This window comes from Demequina aurantiaca (assembly GCF_050598105.1).
Taxonomy (GTDB): domain Bacteria; phylum Actinomycetota; class Actinomycetes; order Actinomycetales; family Demequinaceae; genus Demequina; species Demequina aurantiaca_A.
This window is the reverse complement of the sequence record NZ_CP192436.1, coordinates 2,626,162-2,643,046: the sequence shown is the minus strand read 5'-3', so window position 1 is coordinate 2,643,046 and position 16,885 is coordinate 2,626,162. Positions and strand designations below refer to the sequence as shown.

The following is a 16,885-nucleotide window of genomic DNA, read 5'->3' as shown; positions in this document are numbered from 1 at the left end:
ACTGTCACATCTGCCCCTACAGTAGAAGGAGTAACAGGCCGATAGACCGGCTGATTGCTGAGAGGGAGAAACCTAGGACATGGCTGACAACGGCTCATCGCGCACGACCTTTTTGACCGTCGCCGAGGTGGCGGACATGCTGCGCGTCTCGCGCATGACCGTTTATCGCTGGGTTCACGCGGGAGAAATCCCTGCTGTGCGCTTCGGTCGGTCCTTTCGAGTACCTCAGCAGGCCGTTGAAACCTTTATGGAGCAAGCCGCTCTTCAGGGTGGATTTGTGGCTGAGGATGACGACCGGTCCTCAGGCGCGGTAGGCTAGGTAACCGTCTGTCGCGTCCAGCGCGTTCTGGACGCTCGTGTGTGGTTACATACACTCAAGCTTTTCCAACAACCAAGGTAGGTTCCGTGGGTTCCGTTATCAAGAAGCGCCGCAAGCGTATGTCGAAGAAGAAGCACCGCAAGATGCTTCGTAAGACTCGTCACCAGCGTCGCAATAAGAAGTAGATCCGTCGTGCGCGGTTAGCCGCGCGCCTCCGAATCACGGGCAAGCCCGTGTCGCCTTTTGGTGGCACGGGCTTTGTCATGCCCGGGGCGTGCCCCATGGGCCCGTCGGCCTGCCGCCGAGAGTCGTGTGCCCCTATGGGTCTGATTCCGCACGTTTCTCGCACCCGGGACCTCCTATGGGTCCGTTTTGGTACGTTTCCGGCGCACGGATGCTCCTATTGGTCCGTTAGCGCACGTTAGCGGCACATGGAGCCGACCAGCGCTCCGGAACAGCCCGGAGGTCGGTGAGGCTCAGTCCTGGCCGGCGGGGCCGTGCGGGGACTTGCGGGAGCGGAACAGCTTGCGCAGCGGGACCGTGACTGCGGCGGTGATTCCGCGCATGACCGCCATCGTCACCCAGACAAAGCCGGTGACGGAGGCCTTGACGATTCCGCGGCGTCCGTTCTTACGGCGGTCGCGAAACTCCTGAATCTCCCAGCCGTGGCTGAGCGCGTACTTGCGCAGCTTGGTGTCGGGGTTGATCGCGCAGGGATGCCCCACCGCGCTCAGCATGTAGGAGTCGTTGATGGAGTCGCCGTAGGCGAACGCCTGGGTGAGGTCGAGACCCTCCGTAGCGGCGAGCTTCGTGATGGCCTCCGCCTTGCCCTTGCCGTGCAGCATCGGGCCGTTGAGCTTGCCCGTGTAGTAGCCACCCTCTTGTTCAGGGGTGGTGCCGAGTGCTCCGGTGGCGCCGAGGCGCTTCGCGACCACCCGGCCAATCTCGACGGGCGAGGCGGTCACGAGCCACACCTGGTGTCCCTTGGCGAGGTGGTCGTCGAGCAACTTCTTGGTGCCGGGAAAGATACGCAGGGCGAGAACCTCGTCGTAGACGTCCTCGCCGATAGTCGCCATCTCTGCGACGGACCAGCCCTTGACGATCGAGACTCCGTCGGTGCGGAGCTTCTCCATCTGCTCATCGGTCTCGCCAAGCACCAGGTACTTGCCCTGTTCCCAGCCGAACTTGAGGATGTCGCGGGTGCCAAAATAGCCGCGCTGCTTGAGCGCCCGCGCGATGTGGAACGCGCTCGCGCCGCGAATGATTGTGTTGTCGACGTCGAAGAACGCAGCGACACCAAGTCCCTGCCCGTGGTCGTTCGTCTTTGTCGTCACGAGGCTAACCTTACCGAGAGTAGGGAGCGCGTTGGGCACGTATTCTTGACGCATGAGCCACCGTGTGACCCTATATACCCGTGAAGGATGCCACCTCTGCGAGCCCGCACGGGCCATCGTCCAGGAGGTTTGCGGGGAAACCGGCGTTGACTGGCTCGAGGTGGATATCGACACCGATCCGGGCCTGCGGGAAAAGTACGGCGACGAGGTTCCCGTCGTCCTCGCCGACGGCGCGACCGTGGGTTTTTGGCGCATCGACGCGGGCCTTTTGCGCCAGGCACTCGCTTAGGCGGGTGACAATAGACACATGCCCCTGGTCCACCTCCTGCGTCACGGTCACGTCCACAATCCGGACAAGGTCCTGTACGGACGCCTGCCCGAGTTCCGCCTCTCGGACATCGGCGCCGCAATGGCCCAGGCAGTTGCAGATTCTCTAGTCGCGGACGGCAATCGGGTGGGCCGTGTGGTCGCCTCGCCGCTGTTGCGCGCGCAGCAGACGGCCGCACCCATCGCGAAGGCCTTCAATCTCGAAATCGTGACGGACGAACGGCTGATAGAGGCCGCGAATGTGTACGAGGGCGAGCCGGTCCAGTCCGGCGCGGCCGACTTTGCGCACCCGCGCCACTGGTGGCGCCTGCGCAACCCGTGGCGACCGTCCTGGGGCGAGCCCTACGTCGAGCAGCGCGACCGCATGTGGGCCGCGATCACCGACGCCGCGCTCGCGAACCCCGACTCGGAGACGGTCATGGTCAGCCACCAGCTGCCCATTTGGGTGGCGCGCATGCACTTTGAGGGCCGTCGGTTCCTCCACGACCCGCGATCCCGCGAGTGCTCGGTCGCGTCGCTCACCTCGTTCGAGTTTGACGGCGCTACACCCGTCTCGATGTCGTACTCGGAGCCCGCCAAGCACATCGAGATCCCCAAGTGAAGCGCGGCGCCCGCCTGGTGTTGCTCGTCGCGGTCATCGCGGCCATCATTTTCACGCTCGCGGGCTGCGCGCCAGGCGACGCCGTCGAGTCCCCTGGGTATGTGAGTGGCGACGGCACCGTGACGATCTTTTCCGAGTCCGACCAGCACGAGCCACTGGTGCTCGCGGGGACCACGTTTGCGGGTGATCCGCTCGATGTTGCGGACTATCGCGGCCAGGTCGTACTACTGAACACCTGGTATGCGGCCTGCCCGCCGTGCCGCGCGGAGGCGCCGGACTTGGTTGCCGCGGACGCGCGTGACGACGTCCAGGTGATCGGGATCAACGGCCGCGACGATGCGGGTACCGCAGACGCCTTCGACCGCACCTTTGACGTCGAGTACCCGAGCATCGACGACTCCAATGGAGACGCCGTCGCCGCGCTCCAGGGAGTCGTCGCCGTCAACGCCGTGCCGTCCTCCGTGATCCTGGATCCCGAGGGTCGCATCTACGCCCGCGTGATCGGCCGCGTGGAGCCCTCGACACTCACGTCCCTCCTTGACGAGGCGGCCGTCCGCACGGGTGGCGTACCCACCGCGTCCGATGCGGGGGCGAACGGGTGAACGGCGTCGCCACCGGCATCGGCCAGAGTTTTGCCGAGACCGCGCTGACAGGGTCGCTACTTGCCGCGCTCCCAGTCGCGATCATCGCGGGGCTGGTGAGCTTCGCCTCTCCTTGCGTGGTGCCGCTGGTGCCCGGGTACCTGGGCTACGTGTCCGGGATGGCGGGCGCCGACGTCGGAACCGGCAAGGGTGCGTCCCGCCCGCGGCTGGTGCTCGGAGTGCTGCTGTTCATCGCGGGCTTCTCAGCGGTCTTCATCACCCTTGGGTGGCTGGCCGCGGCTATCGGCACGCAGGTGGGCGAAGGTCAGCGCGACATCATCACCAGGGCGCTGGGCGTGGTCGTGATCCTGATGGGCATCGCGTTCATGGGCGCGATGCCGTTCCTGCAGAACGAGAAGCGATTTCACGTGAGCCCCAAGGCGGGCCTCGCGGGCGCGCCGCTGCTGGGCGTGGTGTTCGGACTGGGTTGGGCCCCCTGCATCGGCCCCACGCTGAGCGCGGTACTCGCCCTGAGCCTCACCGAGGGATCGCAGGGTCGCTCCGTACTGCTGGCAGTCGCGTACTGCTTTGGACTTGGACTGCCCTTCCTGCTTTTCGCGCTGTTCATCCAGCGCTCCAAGCCAGTGCTGGCGTGGCTGCGTCGCCACCGCCTTGCACTCATGCGCTTTGGAGGCGCGATGCTCATCATCCTGGGCGTCATGCTCGTGACCGGACTGTGGGGCCAGGTCACCGGCTGGCTGCAGGGCTGGATTGATAACTACTGGGTGGCGATCTGATGGCGCGCGTGAAGATCGATAACTACGCGGTCGCGGCGGCCCCGCGTCTGGGCGTGCGTGGATGGCTGCGGTGGATGTGGCGCCAAGTCACGTCGATGCGGGTGGCGCTGATCCTGCTGCTGCTGCTGGCGCTCGCGGCGATCCCCGGCTCGGTCCTGCCTCAGTGGCCCCAAAACGCGGGGGACACCAAGGCGTTCATCGACAACAACCCGTTCATCGGGCCGTTGCTGGATAAGACGGGCTTCCTCGACGTGTTCGGGTCCGCGTGGTTCACCGCCATCTACGTGCTCCTGTTCCTGTCGCTGATCGGGTGCATCATCCCGCGCGCGATCGCCCACTACCGCGCCATGCGCGCTCCCGTCCCCCCAGTTCCGAGCTCCCTCGCGCGGTACGAGCCGTCGGGAGCCGAGCAGACGGACGTGGACGCCGCGACCGCCATCGAGCGTGCGCGTTTAGAGTTGCGGCCGCGTTCCGGGTGGCTGGGCGCGCTGACCGGCTACCGCGTGCGTGTCGACGAGCGCAGCGTCAAAACTAGCGAGGGCAAGCAGGGGCGAGAGCTCGCGATGACGGCCGACTTGGGTCACGTGCGCGAGTTCGGCAACCTGGTCTTCCACATCTCCCTGGTGTTTGTGCTGATCGCGGTGGGCGCGGGCACGCTGTTCACGTATCGCGGCCAGGCCATCATCGTCGAGGGACGGACGTTCACCAATGCCGCCGTCGCCTACGACACCTTCTCTCACGGCACCGGATTCGACCCGGCGAATCTGGAACCCTTCACGGTGCGCCTGGATTCGTTGGACGCCGTCTTCGAGGTCGACGGCCGGCCCAAGACCTTCACCGCGAACGTCACCCTCCAGGAGCCCGGCAAGGACAAGGTGGACGCTGCCGTGCAGGTGAACCGGCCGCTGCAGGTCGACGGCGCGAAGATGTACCTGCAGGGCAACGGGTACGCCCCCGTGCTTACGTACACCGACGCGGACGGCAACATCGCGTTCGAGGGCCCGGTGGTCTTCCTGCCCCAGGACGGCGTCTACACGTCGACGGGGGTCGTCAAGGTTCCCGATGTCACGTCGGGACCTCAGGTCGGCTTCGAGGGCACGCTGCTGCCCAGCGCTGTCGTCCAGGGCGACGATGCGATTTCCGTGCACCCGGACCCGTCCAACCCCGTCATCTACTTCAGGGCGTTCACCGGCGACCTGGGACTCGACAGTGGGGTGCCGCAGAACGTCTACCTGCTGGACGAGAGCGAACTCAGCCCGGTGCGTGGCGACGACGGCGACCCGGTGGTCTTCGCGCTGGCACTCGGGCAGACGGCGACCCTTCCCGACGGGCTCGGAACGCTCAGTTTTGACGAGCTCCCGCGCTTTGCGGCGATGGACCTGCGGGCCGACCCGTCCCTGCCCTGGCTGCTAGCGGCCTCGATCAGCATGCTCTTGGGACTCGCGGTCAGCCTGTTCGCGACGCGTCGACGGATCTGGTTGGTGGCCACCATGGATACCCGAACTACAGTGGTGCGAGGAGCCGCGCTCGCGCCGACGCACGATGGCGGAGTCGAGGCGGCGCTCGACCGGGCGCTCGCCGCGACGAGTGGGCGCGTGCCCGATGATGTGGAGGACGACGAATGAATGACCTACAACAGCTGAGCGCGATGGCGCTGTGGGGCGCTTGCGTCCTCTACGCGATCGCCATGGTCGCCTACGCCATCCGCCTCTCGCGCGTCGCGGAGCTCAAGGGCGCCGCCGCCGCGCAGGAGCCAGTCAGCGTTGGCGCCGCGGACGCAGCCACGGCCACGGCATCGGCGACTGCGCCGGCCTCGGCCACCGCATCGGCCGTCAAGGCGAAGCCCGGCCGCAAGTCCGCGGGGGCCAACGACGTCAAGGCCACCAAGGCACTCGGCATCGCGAAGTCGGCGACCCTGGTGGGCGCCGTGCTTCAGGCGATCGGCGTCACGGCGCGCGGCATCGAGGCCAGCCACGTGCCGTGGTCGACCATGTACGAGTACACGATCTCCGGTTCGCTCGTCGCCGTCGTGGTGTTCCTCATCGTCCAGCGCAAGCGCGACGTCGCCTACCTAGGCGCCGGAGTCACCGGACTCGCGGCGATCGCGGTGGGCCTGGGACTGACGGTGCTCTACGAGGAGGCCACCGGCCTGCAGCCGGCGCTTCAGAGTTTCTGGCTGGTCATTCACGTCTCCATCGCGACCATCGCCACCGGCATCTTCGCGGTCGGGTTCGTGGCCACGACGCTGCAACTGGGACGCGACTACCGCGACAGCGAGCCGCGCGAGGTTCGCAACAGGTTCCTGAGGTTCTTCCACGACCCCGGCGTCCGCGTTATCAAGGGCAAGTCGTTCCGATTCCTGGAGGCCGTGCCCACCCCGAGGAAGCTCGAGGCTCTCGCTTTCCGCCTCAACGCCGTTGGCTTTGTGCTGTGGACGTTCACCGTGATGGCCGGAGCCATCTGGGCTGAGCACGCGTGGGGCCGCTACTGGGGCTGGGACCCCAAGGAGATCTGGTCCTTCGTGATCTGGGTCATCTACGCGGCGTACCTGCACGCGCGCACCACCCAGGGCTGGGCCGGGCGACGCAGCGCGTACGTGGCGGTCGCCGGCTTCGTCGCGATCATCATGAACTTCACCGTGGTCAACCTGGTGTTCCAGGGCCTGCACTCCTACGCCAAGGCCTAGGCTCCCCGAGGGCACTCGGCGCGAGCCTGCGCCTACAAGGATGGAAGCAAATCCGTGACTGACACCCTCAAGATCGCCCTGGTGCTGGACGACAGCATCGATCGACCCGACGGCGTGCAGCAGTACGCGCTGACGCTCGGCGGCTACCTTGAGGCCGCGGGCCACACCGTGCACTACGTGTGCTCCCAGGCGTCGCGCGAGGACGTCACCGTGCACTCACTGGCGCGCAACATGGCCGTGAACTTCAACGGCAACGGGCTGCGCGTGCCGCTGCCCACGTCTCGCAAGGAACTGCGCGCCTTCCTCGAGCGCGAGCGCTACGACGTGATTCACGTGCAGACGCCGCACTCGCCGCTCTTCGCCGCACGAGTGGTGGACGAGGCCCGGCGGGTCCAGGCGCGCACAGTCCGCATCGTGGGGACCTTCCACATCCTGCCCGATGGGCGGGTCAGCTCCGCGGGCACCCACCTGTTGGGCCGGCTTCTGCGCAGGAACCTGCGCAAGTTCGACGCCTTCGTCGCCGTCTCCGCGCCCGCCGCCCAGTTCGCGCACGAGGCCTTCGGTATCGACTGCGAGGTGATCCCCAACGCCGTGGACGTGGCCGCCTTCGCCGGAGCCGTGAGCGACGAGCGGCCGATGCGCGGGCCCGGCGATCGCCTCGTGGTCGCCTTCCTGGGCCGCCTGGTGGAGCGCAAGGGCGCGCTCGAGCTGGTGCAGGCGCTGGGCGCGCTGCCGGCCCAGACCGCGCGTGGCCTGGACGTCCGCATCGGCGGCAAAGGGCCGCTGCTGGGGGAGATCCAGTCGGCAATAGAGACACACGGCCTGGCCGACGTGGTGCGGCTCGACGGGTTCGTGAGCGAGGCGGACAAGCCTCAGTTCTACGCCGACGCGGATCTCGCGGTCTTTCCGGCCACCGGCGGTGAGAGCTTTGGAATCGTGCTGATCGAGGCGATGGCCTCCGGCGCGGGCGTGGTGATGGGTGGGGACAACCCCGGCTACCGGTCAGTGTTGGGCGGGCGGCCCGAGGTGACCGTCGACGCGCGTGATGCCGCGGCCTTCGCCGTCGCGCTCGAGCGCGTGCTGGGGGACGCCGGACTGCGCGAGGAGATTCACGCCGAGCAGGCGGAACTCCTACGCGCGTACGACATCAACGTGACCGGAGCCGCGATGTTGGAGCTGTACCGAGCGTAATAGCGCCGGCGGCTAGCTCTCGCCCTGACTTTCGCCCTGGCTCCCGCCGTCGGTTCGACGCTTGCGGCGGCGCTCCTGCTCGCGCAGCCAGTTCAGGTAGTCCGGGTCGTCGTCGGGACCCTGGTCGCGCGGCACCGGCTTGTTGGGGTCGGCCTTGCCGTTGGTGAACTTGAGGAACAGCCAGATGCCGGCGCCGATGTACGGCAGGACCAGGATGATGACCACCCAGGCCCACTTGCGCAGCCCGTATGGCGACTTCTCCGGACGCTGGACCGCATCCGCGAGGGAATACACAACAAGAACCACGTAGAGCACGAACGGCAAGATTTTGAGCATGGGCACACTCTATCGCCGGGTAACGTGGTCTATATGAAGGTTCTCGCCTATTGGGCAGCCCGCACGGGCATTTTCGTGGCCGTACTCGTGGTGTTGTGGAGCGTGGGGTGGCGGGACATCCTGGCCGTGATCGCGGCGTTCGTCGTGGGATGGCTGATTTCGTACCTCGTGTTGCCGCACATGCGTGAGCGCGCCAAGGCTCAGATGGACGGCTGGGTGACTCGCTCGCACGCCCGCACTCACTCCGAGGACTCGGTCGAGGACGCCGAGGTGGAGCGCGTTGCTCTCGCCGGCGGCGCCGAACTAGAGGGCGATGCCGACGGCGAGCAGGATTCCGTAGACCAGGCCGACGACGCTGATGCCCAGGAACACCAGGGGCATGCGGGAGACGACGGCGGTCACCCGCATGGCGATAGCGAGCAGCAGCGACGGTAGCGCCACCACCGTCGCGATGAGCGCCCAAGGGTGCGAGAACGCGATGATCACAGTGATCACGGTGGGGAGCATGACCGTGATGGCGAACAGGCGGCGCGCGTTGAGGTCGCCGAGCTGGACCGCGAGCGTGCGCTTGCCCGTCACCGCATCGGTCTCAAGGTCGCGGATGTTGTTCACCATGAGTAGCGACACCGCGTAGAGGCCAACGCCGATGGAGCCGAGCGCTCCGGTCCAGCTGATCGCGTCGGCCTGCGTGACCTCGGTGCCCAGCACCGCCACGGGACCGAAGAACACGAACACGCTGATCTCGCCCCAGCCGGAGTAGCCGTAGGGTCGCGAGCTGCCGGTGTAGGTCCAGGCGGCGATGATCGCCACCAGCCCGATGGGTGCGAGCCACCACAGTCCCGAGGTCACGATCAGCGCGATGCCGAGAAGTGCGGCGACGGCGAAGGACCCGTAGGCGGCGCGCTTGACCTGCGTGGGCGTGGCCTTGCCGGTCGCGACCAGGCGATCCGGGCCCACGCGGTTCAGGTCAGTGCCCTTGACGCCGTCCGAGTAGTCGTTGGCGAAGTTCACCGCGATCTGCATCGCGAGGGCGACGCCGAGCGCGAGGAGCGCCGGCACGATGGCCGCGGCGCCCTGCGCGCTTGCCGCGGCGGTTCCGACGGCGACGGGCGCGATGGCGGTCCAGAGAGTGCGTGGGCGCGAACCCGCTACCCAGTTCTTGGTGGTCGGCATGTGTCTCCAGGAGGTGTGAGGCAGATCAGGTGGACCGATGCGACAGCGCCTGGGTAGCCAGGATCGCCGCCGCTCTGCGGTCAATTTTGCCACCCGCGGTGCGCGGTAGGGACCGCGCCGTGACCAGGTCGCGCGGAAGGGCGTAGTTCGGCAGCGTATCGCGCAGCCAATCCCGGAGGTCCTCGACGGACAGTTCGGTCTGGGCGGACTCCACAACGACCACCACGCGCTTGCCCCATTCGGCGTCGTCGACGCCGACCACCGCCATGTTGCCCGCGCCGCCGATAGCGCCGTCGAGTGCCGCGATGGCGCGCTCCACCACCACGGGATGCACCTTGTGCGCGCCGGTGATGATGACGTCGTCGGAGCGCCCCAGGACCTCGAGCTTGCCGCCGTGCCAGCGGCCAAGGTCGCCGGTGTGCAGCCACCGGACGCCGTCGTGAGTGACCCACGCGGACGTGTCGCCGTCGTCGTATCCGTCCGCCAGGGTCGCTCCGGTGATCAGGATGCGGTCGTCGTCGGCGATCGCGACCTCGACGTCGGGCAGCGCGACCCCGTCGTAGACGCATCCGCCGGTGGTCTCGGTCATGCCGTAGGTCTCGACCGCGTTGGCCGGTCGTTTGCCGTCGCCAAAGGCCGCGCCGCCCACCAGCACGGCGTCGAAGAGGGCGAGCGCGTCGCGGCCCAGGTCGGAGTCCATGAGGCGGATTACCTGGGTGGGCACCAGCGACACGTAGCGGCGTCCGGGGGGCACCATGGCGGCGGCGCGCGCGAAGGCCTCCGCCGTGAAGCTGCCCTCGGGCATGATCGTGAGGGGCTGCTCGGTGAGGCCCGCTCGGATCGCGACCAGGGCGCCGCCGATGCGGGACGGGGGCAGGGCCAGCAGCCACGACCCGGGGCCGCCAAGGCGCCCCACGGTCGCGAACGCCGATGCTCGAATGGCGCGGGCGCTGATCAGCACGTTTCGAGGATTCCCGGTCGACCCGGACGTCGCCACGGAGAGCCCGTCGACGTCGCCGGTCACTATGGCCTCGATAGCCGCGAGGGGATCCTTCGCCAGGGGCGCGTACATCATGACCCCAGCGTAAGCCGCACGTACACTTTCGCGTATGACGACCAACCGAAAGATCGCCGGACTGACTGGATTCGCCGCCCTCGCACTGCTGCTTTCCGCGTGCGCGCCGGCCGCGGTTCCCGGCGCCACGGAGACGGCTACGCCCAACCCAAGCGCCTCTCGCGCGGCCGTGCCCACCCCGCCGCCCGAGCCCGAGCCCGGCATCGTCTGGCCGCTGACGGGCATGGACGCCACCGAGGCGTCCGCGGAGGATCTGGCCCGCCCGGCGCTGTCGATCAAGATCGAAAACTCAAAGGAAGCGCGCCCACAGGAGAACCTCGACAAGGCCGACGTGGTCTTTGAGGAGTACGTCGAGTCCGGCATCTCGCGACTGCTCGCTGTGTACCACTCGGATGTACCCGAGAGCGTCGGTCCGATCCGTTCGATGCGCCCCATGGATAAGAACATCATGGGCTCGATGGAGGGGCCGCTGATCTTCTCCGGTGCCCAGGCCCGCTTCGTCAACGAGACCATCAACAGTGGCCAAAAGGTCATCACCCAGGACCGCGGTGACGCCGGCTTCTACCGCACCAGCGACAAGCCCTCTCCGCACAACCTGCACGGCTACACGAGCTCCTTCTTCGAGCAGGCCGCCGACATGTCCGCGCCGCCGGTGCAATGGGGCATCGTCGAAGCCGGCGACGAACCCACGTCCGCCAGCGGCGACACGGTTTCAAACATCAAGATCCACATGTCCCAGTACTCCAACCCGAGTTGGACCTGGGATAACAGCGCTGGCCTCTGGATGCGTTCAGAGGACGGCAACGCGCACGTCACGAGCGGCGGCGACCAGATTGGCGCCAGCAACGTCGTGGTGCTCGACGTGACGGTCAAGTACACGTCGTCGAGTGGCGGGTCTTCGGTCCCGGAGACCATCGTCGCCGGTGAGAGCGGCGAGGGAACTGTTGCGTCGGGCAACACCAGCATTCCCATCAAGTGGTCCAAGGCCGGTCAGTACGACCCGTGGGTGTTCACCACTGAGGACGGCGACCCCGTCGAACTCCTCCCGGGCAAGACCTGGGTCGAGCTCATCCCGAACAAGGGCGTGTCGAACAGCACGTCGGTGGACTTCTCCTAACTCTCATCAGTGTCTCGATTGCCGCCATCTTGGGGTTTCGAAAGACTCGCGAGTAGTTAGGCGGCGCGGGGCGCCACGGCTCCCAGCGCCAGGTGGGCCTTGCCGCCGATGCGCGGGCTAGCTTCTGATGTGACCCCGGGGGGCGGCGTGAACCACACGTCGCCGCGCCGAATTTCGATTCCCCACCCATCGCGGTGGATGCGATGGTGGCAGCCCGTGCACAGCATCACGCCGTTATCGATGTCCGTGCGACCGTTGTCGCGGGCCCACCATTTGATGTGGTGAGCCTCGCAGAACGAGGGTGGCGCGTGACACCAGCTACAGCCGCCGTCGCGTTCGATGAGCGCGATGCGCTGTGCCGCGGTGAAAATCCGGTCGAGGCGCCCGATGTCCAGCGGTAGCGACGTCCCGCCAAGCGTCACCGGCACCACACCGGCGTCAACGGCCATCGACCGCAGGGTGGCGACGGTGACGGGGCCGGACAGCTGATCGCATTCGCCCAGGGCGCCCTCTCCCAGGTCGACCCCATTACCGAGATCGTCCACGCGTTCCCTGAGGTCCTTCTCGTCCAACCGCACTACCACGGTGGTCTTGACGCCCGAGGTTGGCTGCTTGCAGTCAAGCCCATGACGCGCGAGCGAGGCCAGCGCGTCCAGGCGAATCTGCCCGGGCTGACGTGCGTCGAAGATTCCGCCGCCGCCCTCGGAGAGGTCGCGACGCTGCTGGAAGGCCCACTTTGTTTGCGCGTCGACCCACGCCTTGATCGGCGCAGCGCTCGCCGCGTCCATGCGCGCCGTCATAGTCATCATGCCGTCCGCGTCTTCGCCAAAGAAGAGCGCTCGGTTCTCGACGTGGCGACGTTCCTTGACGGCAAGTTCCTTGGGGGAGCACCACGCGCGCTCGCGGTCACAGACCCGACGCAGGTCGGCAAGCCGCAGCGTGGGAGCCTTCGCGACGAGTCGCTGCTCGAGCTCGTCGAGCCGCTTCAGCACGGCCGCGCGCGCCTCCTGGTGCTCGGGTCTGCCGGCCCCACCGGACCTCCCGGCGCCGTCGTCTTCCTCACCCGCGCCAGTTGATGGATCGGGAGAGGCCGACCCCGAGGAGATTGCCATACGAACGAGCTGCGCGCCGCTGCGTTCGGCACTCGCGCCGCGACGCGTGGTCACAAACCGTGCATCGAGGTCGGCGAGCATCGCTTCCCGGCACGCGTCCAGCGTGCGCTTAATCAGCGCGGCCTGCTCGGCGCCGAGTATTCCCGCGGCGATTGCGGCAGCGAGATGCGGGTAGCGCGGCCCATCAGTGGGCTGGGCTGCAGCGCCCGACACGGGCCCAGCGACCTCGCCCTCGGGGGTGTCAGATAACTCGCCGCCGGACTCGTTCCGCAGCGCCTGCCCCATCGCGATGAGTCGGCCCGCATCGCCGGGGGAGGTGCCGAGCGTCTTGGCGATCAACTGTTGCGGAGTGCTGAAACCTTCCTTGCGCGCCATGCCGCCCACGCCGAGCTCCGGAGCACTCCGACGCCCCACCTCGCCGGCCATGGTGGCGGCGACCACGTCGAGTGCGCGACGCGCGCCACCTACCGCCTCGCGCAGGTCGTCGAGCTCGGACTTCGACAGTTCCGACTCCGCGCGCCCCTCGAAAGCACGCAGCAGCGTCACCTCCCGGGCCAGCGAACTCGTCAAGATCGTCATAATTGGAGTCAACCACTGGGGTCTGACAAATGGGGTCAAAATGGGGCAAATTGCCCAAAAGTGGCCGATCTACCTGGGCAAGCGCCCGAGGCTAAAACGCGTAAGGGAATCGCGTCCAGTCGGGCTCGCGGTGCTCGAGGAACGCGTCGCGCCCCTCCTGAGCCTCGTCGGTCATGTAGGCCATCCGCGTGGCCTCGCCCGCGAACACCTGCTGCCCGGCCAGCCCGTCGTCGGCCAGGTTGAACGCGTACTTGAGCATCCGGATCGCCTGCGGCGACTTGGACGCGATGGTCTTCGCGTACTCCAGAGCCGTCGCCTCCAACTGATCGTGCGGCACGGCCTCGTTCACCACGCCCCACTTTTCCGCATCGGCCGCCGAGTACTCGCGCGCCAAGAAGAAGATCTCCCGCGCCCGCTTGTCGCCTACCTGCCGGGCCAACAAAGCCGAGCCGTACCCCGCATCAAAGGACCCGACGTTCGCGTCGGTCTGCTTGAACCGCGCGTGCTCGGCCGATGCGATGGACAGGTCCGCGACCACGTTCAGGGAGTGCCCGCCGCCGGCCGCCCAGCCGTTGACGGCCGCGATGGTGACCTTCGGCATCGTCCGCATGAGCCGCTGGACCTCGAGAATGTGAAGCCGCCCGCCGTGGGCGGGAGCATCGGCCGCGGATCCCTCGTACAGGTAACCGTCGCGGCCACGGATGCGCTGGTCGCCGCCCGAGCAGAACGCGTGCACGCCATCGGCCGGGCTGGGGCCGTTGCCGGTCAGGATCACGGCCGCGACGTCGCTGGTCATGCGGGCGTGGTCCAGCGCGCGGTATAGCTGGTCGACGGTCTGCGGCCGGAATGCATTACGCACCTCGGGACGGTTGAACGCGATGCGCACCGCGGGCAGGTCGCGCTCGGTCGCTTCTGCCCCCGAGCCGGAACGCAACACCCAACGGTGATACGTGATGTCCTCGTCGGCGAACCCGTCGACGGACCGCCACTGGGTGGGATTAAAGGTGCTGGAAACGCTGGCTGGAATTTCGCTCATGACCCGAGCCTAATGGGCATCCGCCACGGAACTCTGAGCCGAGTTCACACGTACTCTAGGTATATGGAATTCAGGCCGTTCAGAGTCGAGCTCGCCACCTCCTTTCGCGGGGTCACGAGCCGGTCCGGCGTGCTCTTTCGCGGCACCGGCCCGGACGGCAACGATGCGTGGGGCGAGTACTCCCCATTTGACGACTACACCCCCGAGCGCGCGGGCCGCTGGTGGCGGGCCGCGATGGAGGCCGCGCGCGGCGACTGGCCCGAGCCGGTTCGCGACATGGTCGCGGTCAACTCAATCGTTCCGGAGGTCGGCCCCGCTGAGGCCTCGCGGCTCGCGGTCGCAGGCGGATGCCGCACCGCCAAGGTCAAGGTGGGCGGGTACTCGTCGCCGATGCAGGACGCCGCTCGCGTCGAGGCCGTCGCCGGCGCACTGGGTCCCGGGGGAAAGGTCCGTATCGACGCGAACGGATCCTGGGACGTGGACGACGCGGTGCGCGCGTTGGCGGAACTCGAGCTCGCGGCCCGCCGCGGGGGACTCAACGGACTCGAGTACGTCGAGCAGCCGTGCGCGACCGTCGACGAGCTCGCTCAGCTTCGCCGCCGGGTGGACACCTTGATCGCCGCGGACGAGTCCATCCGCATCCCCACGGATCCCATGGAGGTGGTGCGCAAGCACGCCGCCGACATCATCATCCTCAAGGTCGCGCCGCTGGGTGGCGTCCGCGCCTGCCTGGAACTCGCGGAGCAGGTGGGAATCCCGGTCGTCGTGGCGTCCGCGATGGAGTCCTCGGTGGGCCTGGCCGCCGGCATCGCGCTCGCGCGCGCCCTGCCAGAACTGAGCTACGCGTGCGGGCTGGGCACCGGCGCGCTGCTCGCGACCGACACCGTGCGGGAAACCATCGTGCCAAGGGATGGAATGCTTGGTCCCGTGGATCTGGACCTGGACGTCATCGCGTGAGCGCAAACCCATCGGCGGAGTTCGCGCGCGAACTCATCGCCGCCTTCGCCGCGCACGGCGTCGAGGACTACGTGCTGTGCCCCGGATCGCGGTCCGGCCCCTTGGCCCACGCGCTCGCGGAGGCTGGCTCATCGAATCCACCGCTGGGCGCCCCGCGGGTGAACCTGCACGTCCGTATTGACGAACGCGCCGCATCGTTCCTGGCACTCGGCATAGCCCGGGCCCGCGCGCTGACGGGCGATCCCCGGCCGGTCGCGATCGTCACCACCTCCGGAACGGCCGTCGGTAACCTGCTGCCCGCCGTGATGGAGGCGCACCACTCGGGCGTACCTCTTCTCCTCCTGACCGCGGACCGCCCAAGCGAGTTGCGCGGCGTCGGCGCCAATCAGACCACGGATCAGGTCGACATCTTCGGCACCTTTGTGCGCTGGGCCCACGAGGTCCCCGCGCCGATGCCGGGCGAGGCCGCCGGGCGGGCCACGAGGATCGCCGCGCGCACCGTGGAGTCCGCGATAGGCGACGCTCGTCGCGACGACATGACCGGATCCCCGGGGCCGGTGCACCTCAACCTCGAGTTCCGCGATCCGCTCGGCAGCGATGGCGGCGTGTGGGCGGAGGTCCCGTACCTGGAGTTCTCGCCGTCAACCGGCATCCCCATCGTGACGGATCCCGACGCGCCCACCTCCCTACCCGCGGTGACGCACGGCGTGGTGATCGCGGGAGACGGCGCGGGCGACGCCGCCCGGCTGGTGGCCGAGGCCCACGGCTGGCCGCTACTCGCGGAGCCCACCTCGGGCGCCCGGCGCGGCGACGCGTGCGTGCCCGGCTACATCGATTTGCTGGCGGCCGATGCGGGTCGCAAGCTCGCGCAGCGCGTCCACCTGGTGGTCGTGATCGGCCGGCCAACGCTGTCCCGCGGAATCTCCGCTCTCATCGCTCACGCGCCCACCCTCATGGTGGCCCGCCACGGGGCGCGCTGGCGCGAGGCACCCGAGCACGCCGAGCGCGTGGTGCGCGACGTGCCCAAGAGCTGGACTCAGCGCCACGGCGATGCACTGGACTTTGGCGACCGCGCCTGGCTCGACGAGTGGAAGACCGCCGCAGCGAGCGCGCACGTGCCCACCCCCGCGTGGGGACGCAGAGCCGTCGCCGCGACCCTCGTGAAATCCCTGCACCGTGGCGACATCGCGGTGATCGGCTCGTCCGGCTCGATCCGCGCCGTCGACCGTGCCGCTCCGGCCTGGACCGAGGACACCCTTCCCATCCTGATCGCGAACCGCGGGCTCGCGGGCATAGACGGCACGGTGTCGACCGCGGTGGGCGTCGCGCTCGCGGCCAGGCGGCCCGTGCTCGCGCTCATGGGCGACGTGACCTTCTTGCACGATGCGGGCGGGCTGCTGGTCGGGCCGCTCGAGCGCACGCCCGCGCTGCGCATCGTCGTCATGAACGACGGCGGCGGCACCATCTTCAGCGGCCTCGAGCACGCGAATGCCCCCGCCGAATACGTGGAGCGCGTCTTCACCACGCCCCACGGCGCGAACATCGCCGCTATCTGCGCGGGCTACGGCGTCGCGCACACCGAGGTGCGGTCGGCCGATGCGCTGGCCGCGGCGCTCGCGCAGCCTCCGGTCGGGATTGAGGTTGTCGAGGCCCGCCTGCGTTGA

Annotated in this window: 18 protein-coding genes and 1 pseudogene; 13 read left to right on the top strand and 6 right to left on the bottom strand. The window is 68.1% G+C overall.

The window, feature by feature from the left end; all coding sequences use genetic code 11:
- Window positions 1-79 precede the first annotated feature (79 nt).
- On the top strand, window positions 80-319 hold the full coding sequence (locus tag ACQU6B_RS12160) for a helix-turn-helix domain-containing protein (protein WP_061963415.1): 240 nt from the start codon (window positions 80-82) through the stop codon (window positions 317-319).
- A gap of 86 nt (window positions 320-405) precedes the next feature.
- Window positions 406-504: a 30S ribosomal protein bS22 gene (locus tag ACQU6B_RS12155; protein ID WP_430867803.1), complete on the top strand. Its 99-nt coding sequence runs from the start codon at window positions 406-408 to the stop codon at window positions 502-504.
- A gap of 291 nt (window positions 505-795) precedes the next feature.
- Here the strand turns inward: ACQU6B_RS12155 and ACQU6B_RS12150 are convergent, their stop codons facing one another.
- Window positions 796-1,653, bottom strand: coding sequence for an HAD family hydrolase (locus ACQU6B_RS12150; RefSeq protein ID WP_430867802.1), 858 nt, complete (start codon window positions 1,651-1,653; stop codon window positions 796-798).
- A 52-nt stretch (window positions 1,654-1,705) separates the two neighbouring features.
- Between ACQU6B_RS12150 and ACQU6B_RS12145 the strand changes: the two genes are divergently transcribed.
- Genes ACQU6B_RS12145 through ACQU6B_RS12115 form a run of 7 tightly spaced genes read left to right on the top strand, consistent with a single transcriptional unit; the run spans window position 1,706 to window position 7,836 of the window.
- The gene (locus ACQU6B_RS12145) at window positions 1,706-1,942 is read left to right on the top strand and encodes a glutaredoxin family protein (RefSeq protein ID WP_430867801.1); all 237 of its coding nucleotides are present in this window, start codon (window positions 1,706-1,708) and stop codon (window positions 1,940-1,942) included.
- 18 nt (window positions 1,943-1,960) lie between these two features.
- Complete coding sequence (locus ACQU6B_RS12140) at window positions 1,961-2,581, top strand: histidine phosphatase family protein (protein ID WP_430867800.1); 621 nt, start codon at window positions 1,961-1,963, stop codon at window positions 2,579-2,581.
- Window positions 2,578-3,183, top strand: coding sequence for a TlpA family protein disulfide reductase (locus ACQU6B_RS12135; RefSeq protein ID WP_430867799.1), 606 nt, complete (start codon window positions 2,578-2,580; stop codon window positions 3,181-3,183). The genes ACQU6B_RS12140 and ACQU6B_RS12135 overlap by 4 nt, the downstream gene beginning before the upstream one ends.
- Entirely contained in the window at window positions 3,180-3,959 is a 780-nt protein-coding gene (locus tag ACQU6B_RS12130; RefSeq protein WP_430867798.1) for a cytochrome c biogenesis CcdA family protein, read from the top strand. The genes ACQU6B_RS12135 and ACQU6B_RS12130 overlap by 4 nt, the downstream gene beginning before the upstream one ends.
- Window positions 3,959-5,584 carry a cytochrome c biogenesis protein ResB gene (gene resB, locus ACQU6B_RS12125; protein WP_430867797.1) on the top strand — a complete coding sequence of 542 codons (1,626 nt, stop codon included), beginning with the start codon at window positions 3,959-3,961 and terminating at the stop codon, window positions 5,582-5,584. The genes ACQU6B_RS12130 and resB overlap by 1 nt, the downstream gene beginning before the upstream one ends.
- Window positions 5,581-6,645, top strand: a complete 1,065-nt coding sequence (ccsB, locus tag ACQU6B_RS12120; protein ID WP_430867796.1) for a c-type cytochrome biogenesis protein CcsB — start codon at window positions 5,581-5,583, stop codon at window positions 6,643-6,645. Before resB ends, ccsB begins: the two co-directional genes overlap by 4 nt.
- 54 nt (window positions 6,646-6,699) lie before the next feature.
- Window positions 6,700-7,836, top strand: a complete 1,137-nt coding sequence (locus tag ACQU6B_RS12115) for a glycosyltransferase family 4 protein (RefSeq protein ID WP_430867795.1) — start codon at window positions 6,700-6,702, stop codon at window positions 7,834-7,836.
- 12 nt (window positions 7,837-7,848) lie between these two features.
- On the opposite strand, the gene ACQU6B_RS12110 is transcribed toward ACQU6B_RS12115, so the two are convergent.
- Window positions 7,849-8,172: a PLD nuclease N-terminal domain-containing protein gene (locus ACQU6B_RS12110; protein WP_430867794.1), complete on the bottom strand. Its 324-nt coding sequence runs from the start codon at window positions 8,170-8,172 to the stop codon at window positions 7,849-7,851.
- Between the two features lie 33 nt (window positions 8,173-8,205).
- On the opposite strand from ACQU6B_RS12110, the pseudogene ACQU6B_RS12105 reads away from it, so the two are divergent.
- Window positions 8,206-8,337 (top strand): annotated as a pseudogene (locus ACQU6B_RS12105) (hypothetical protein); the annotation flags it as partial.
- A 138-nt stretch (window positions 8,338-8,475) separates the two neighbouring features.
- Here ACQU6B_RS12105 and ACQU6B_RS12100 read toward each other — a convergent pair.
- Both ACQU6B_RS12100 and ACQU6B_RS12095 read right to left on the bottom strand, forming a co-directional pair.
- The gene (locus ACQU6B_RS12100; protein ID WP_430867793.1) at window positions 8,476-9,345 is read right to left on the bottom strand and encodes a 1,4-dihydroxy-2-naphthoate polyprenyltransferase; all 870 of its coding nucleotides are present in this window, start codon (window positions 9,343-9,345) and stop codon (window positions 8,476-8,478) included.
- 25 nt (window positions 9,346-9,370) lie between these two features.
- On the bottom strand, window positions 9,371-10,420 hold the full coding sequence (locus tag ACQU6B_RS12095) for an AMP-binding enzyme (protein WP_430867792.1): 1,050 nt from the start codon (window positions 10,418-10,420) through the stop codon (window positions 9,371-9,373).
- Window positions 10,421-10,454: 34 nt separating this feature from the next.
- Between ACQU6B_RS12095 and ACQU6B_RS12090 the strand changes: the two genes are divergently transcribed.
- Window positions 10,455-11,537, top strand: a complete 1,083-nt coding sequence (locus ACQU6B_RS12090) for a DUF3048 domain-containing protein (protein ID WP_430867791.1) — start codon at window positions 10,455-10,457, stop codon at window positions 11,535-11,537.
- 56 nt (window positions 11,538-11,593) lie between these two features.
- Here ACQU6B_RS12090 and ACQU6B_RS12085 read toward each other — a convergent pair whose 3' ends face one another.
- A complete protein-coding gene (locus ACQU6B_RS12085; RefSeq protein WP_430867790.1) occupies window positions 11,594-13,228 on the bottom strand; it encodes a DUF222 domain-containing protein in 1,635 nt (544 codons plus the stop codon).
- A gap of 91 nt (window positions 13,229-13,319) precedes the next feature.
- Entirely contained in the window at window positions 13,320-14,264 is a 945-nt protein-coding gene (locus tag ACQU6B_RS12080) for a 1,4-dihydroxy-2-naphthoyl-CoA synthase (protein WP_430867789.1), read from the bottom strand.
- A gap of 63 nt (window positions 14,265-14,327) precedes the next feature.
- Between ACQU6B_RS12080 and ACQU6B_RS12075 the strand changes: the two genes are divergently transcribed.
- Together ACQU6B_RS12075 and menD are read left to right on the top strand one after the other, a co-directional pair.
- Window positions 14,328-15,221 carry an o-succinylbenzoate synthase gene (locus ACQU6B_RS12075; protein WP_430867788.1) on the top strand — a complete coding sequence of 298 codons (894 nt, stop codon included), beginning with the start codon at window positions 14,328-14,330 and terminating at the stop codon, window positions 15,219-15,221.
- A complete protein-coding gene (gene menD / locus ACQU6B_RS12070) occupies window positions 15,218-16,885 on the top strand; it encodes a 2-succinyl-5-enolpyruvyl-6-hydroxy-3-cyclohexene-1-carboxylic-acid synthase (RefSeq protein WP_430867787.1) in 1,668 nt (555 codons plus the stop codon). The genes ACQU6B_RS12075 and menD overlap by 4 nt, the downstream gene beginning before the upstream one ends.

Bases quoted from the DNA above. Each gene is read 5' to 3' on its own strand.
- ACQU6B_RS12095 (WP_430867792.1), bottom strand. From the start codon at position 10,420: ATGATGTACGCGCCCCTGGCGAAGGATCCCCTCGCGGCTATCGAGGCC.
- ACQU6B_RS12075 (WP_430867788.1), top strand. From the start codon at position 14,328: ATGGAATTCAGGCCGTTCAGAGTCGAGCTCGCCACCTCCTTTCGCGGG.
- ACQU6B_RS12090 (WP_430867791.1), top strand. From the start codon at position 10,455: ATGACGACCAACCGAAAGATCGCCGGACTGACTGGATTCGCCGCCCTC.
- resB (WP_430867797.1), top strand. From the start codon at position 3,959: ATGGCGCGCGTGAAGATCGATAACTACGCGGTCGCGGCGGCCCCGCGT.
- ACQU6B_RS12080 (WP_430867789.1), bottom strand. From the start codon at position 14,264: ATGAGCGAAATTCCAGCCAGCGTTTCCAGCACCTTTAATCCCACCCAG.
- ccsB (WP_430867796.1), top strand. From the start codon at position 5,581: ATGAATGACCTACAACAGCTGAGCGCGATGGCGCTGTGGGGCGCTTGC.
- ACQU6B_RS12140 (WP_430867800.1), top strand. From the start codon at position 1,961: ATGCCCCTGGTCCACCTCCTGCGTCACGGTCACGTCCACAATCCGGAC.
- ACQU6B_RS12110 (WP_430867794.1), bottom strand. From the start codon at position 8,172: ATGCTCAAAATCTTGCCGTTCGTGCTCTACGTGGTTCTTGTTGTGTAT.
- ACQU6B_RS12085 (WP_430867790.1), bottom strand. From the start codon at position 13,228: ATGACGATCTTGACGAGTTCGCTGGCCCGGGAGGTGACGCTGCTGCGT.
- ACQU6B_RS12100 (WP_430867793.1), bottom strand. From the start codon at position 9,345: ATGCCGACCACCAAGAACTGGGTAGCGGGTTCGCGCCCACGCACTCTC.
- ACQU6B_RS12145 (WP_430867801.1), top strand. From the start codon at position 1,706: ATGAGCCACCGTGTGACCCTATATACCCGTGAAGGATGCCACCTCTGC.
- ACQU6B_RS12160 (WP_061963415.1), top strand. From the start codon at position 80: ATGGCTGACAACGGCTCATCGCGCACGACCTTTTTGACCGTCGCCGAG.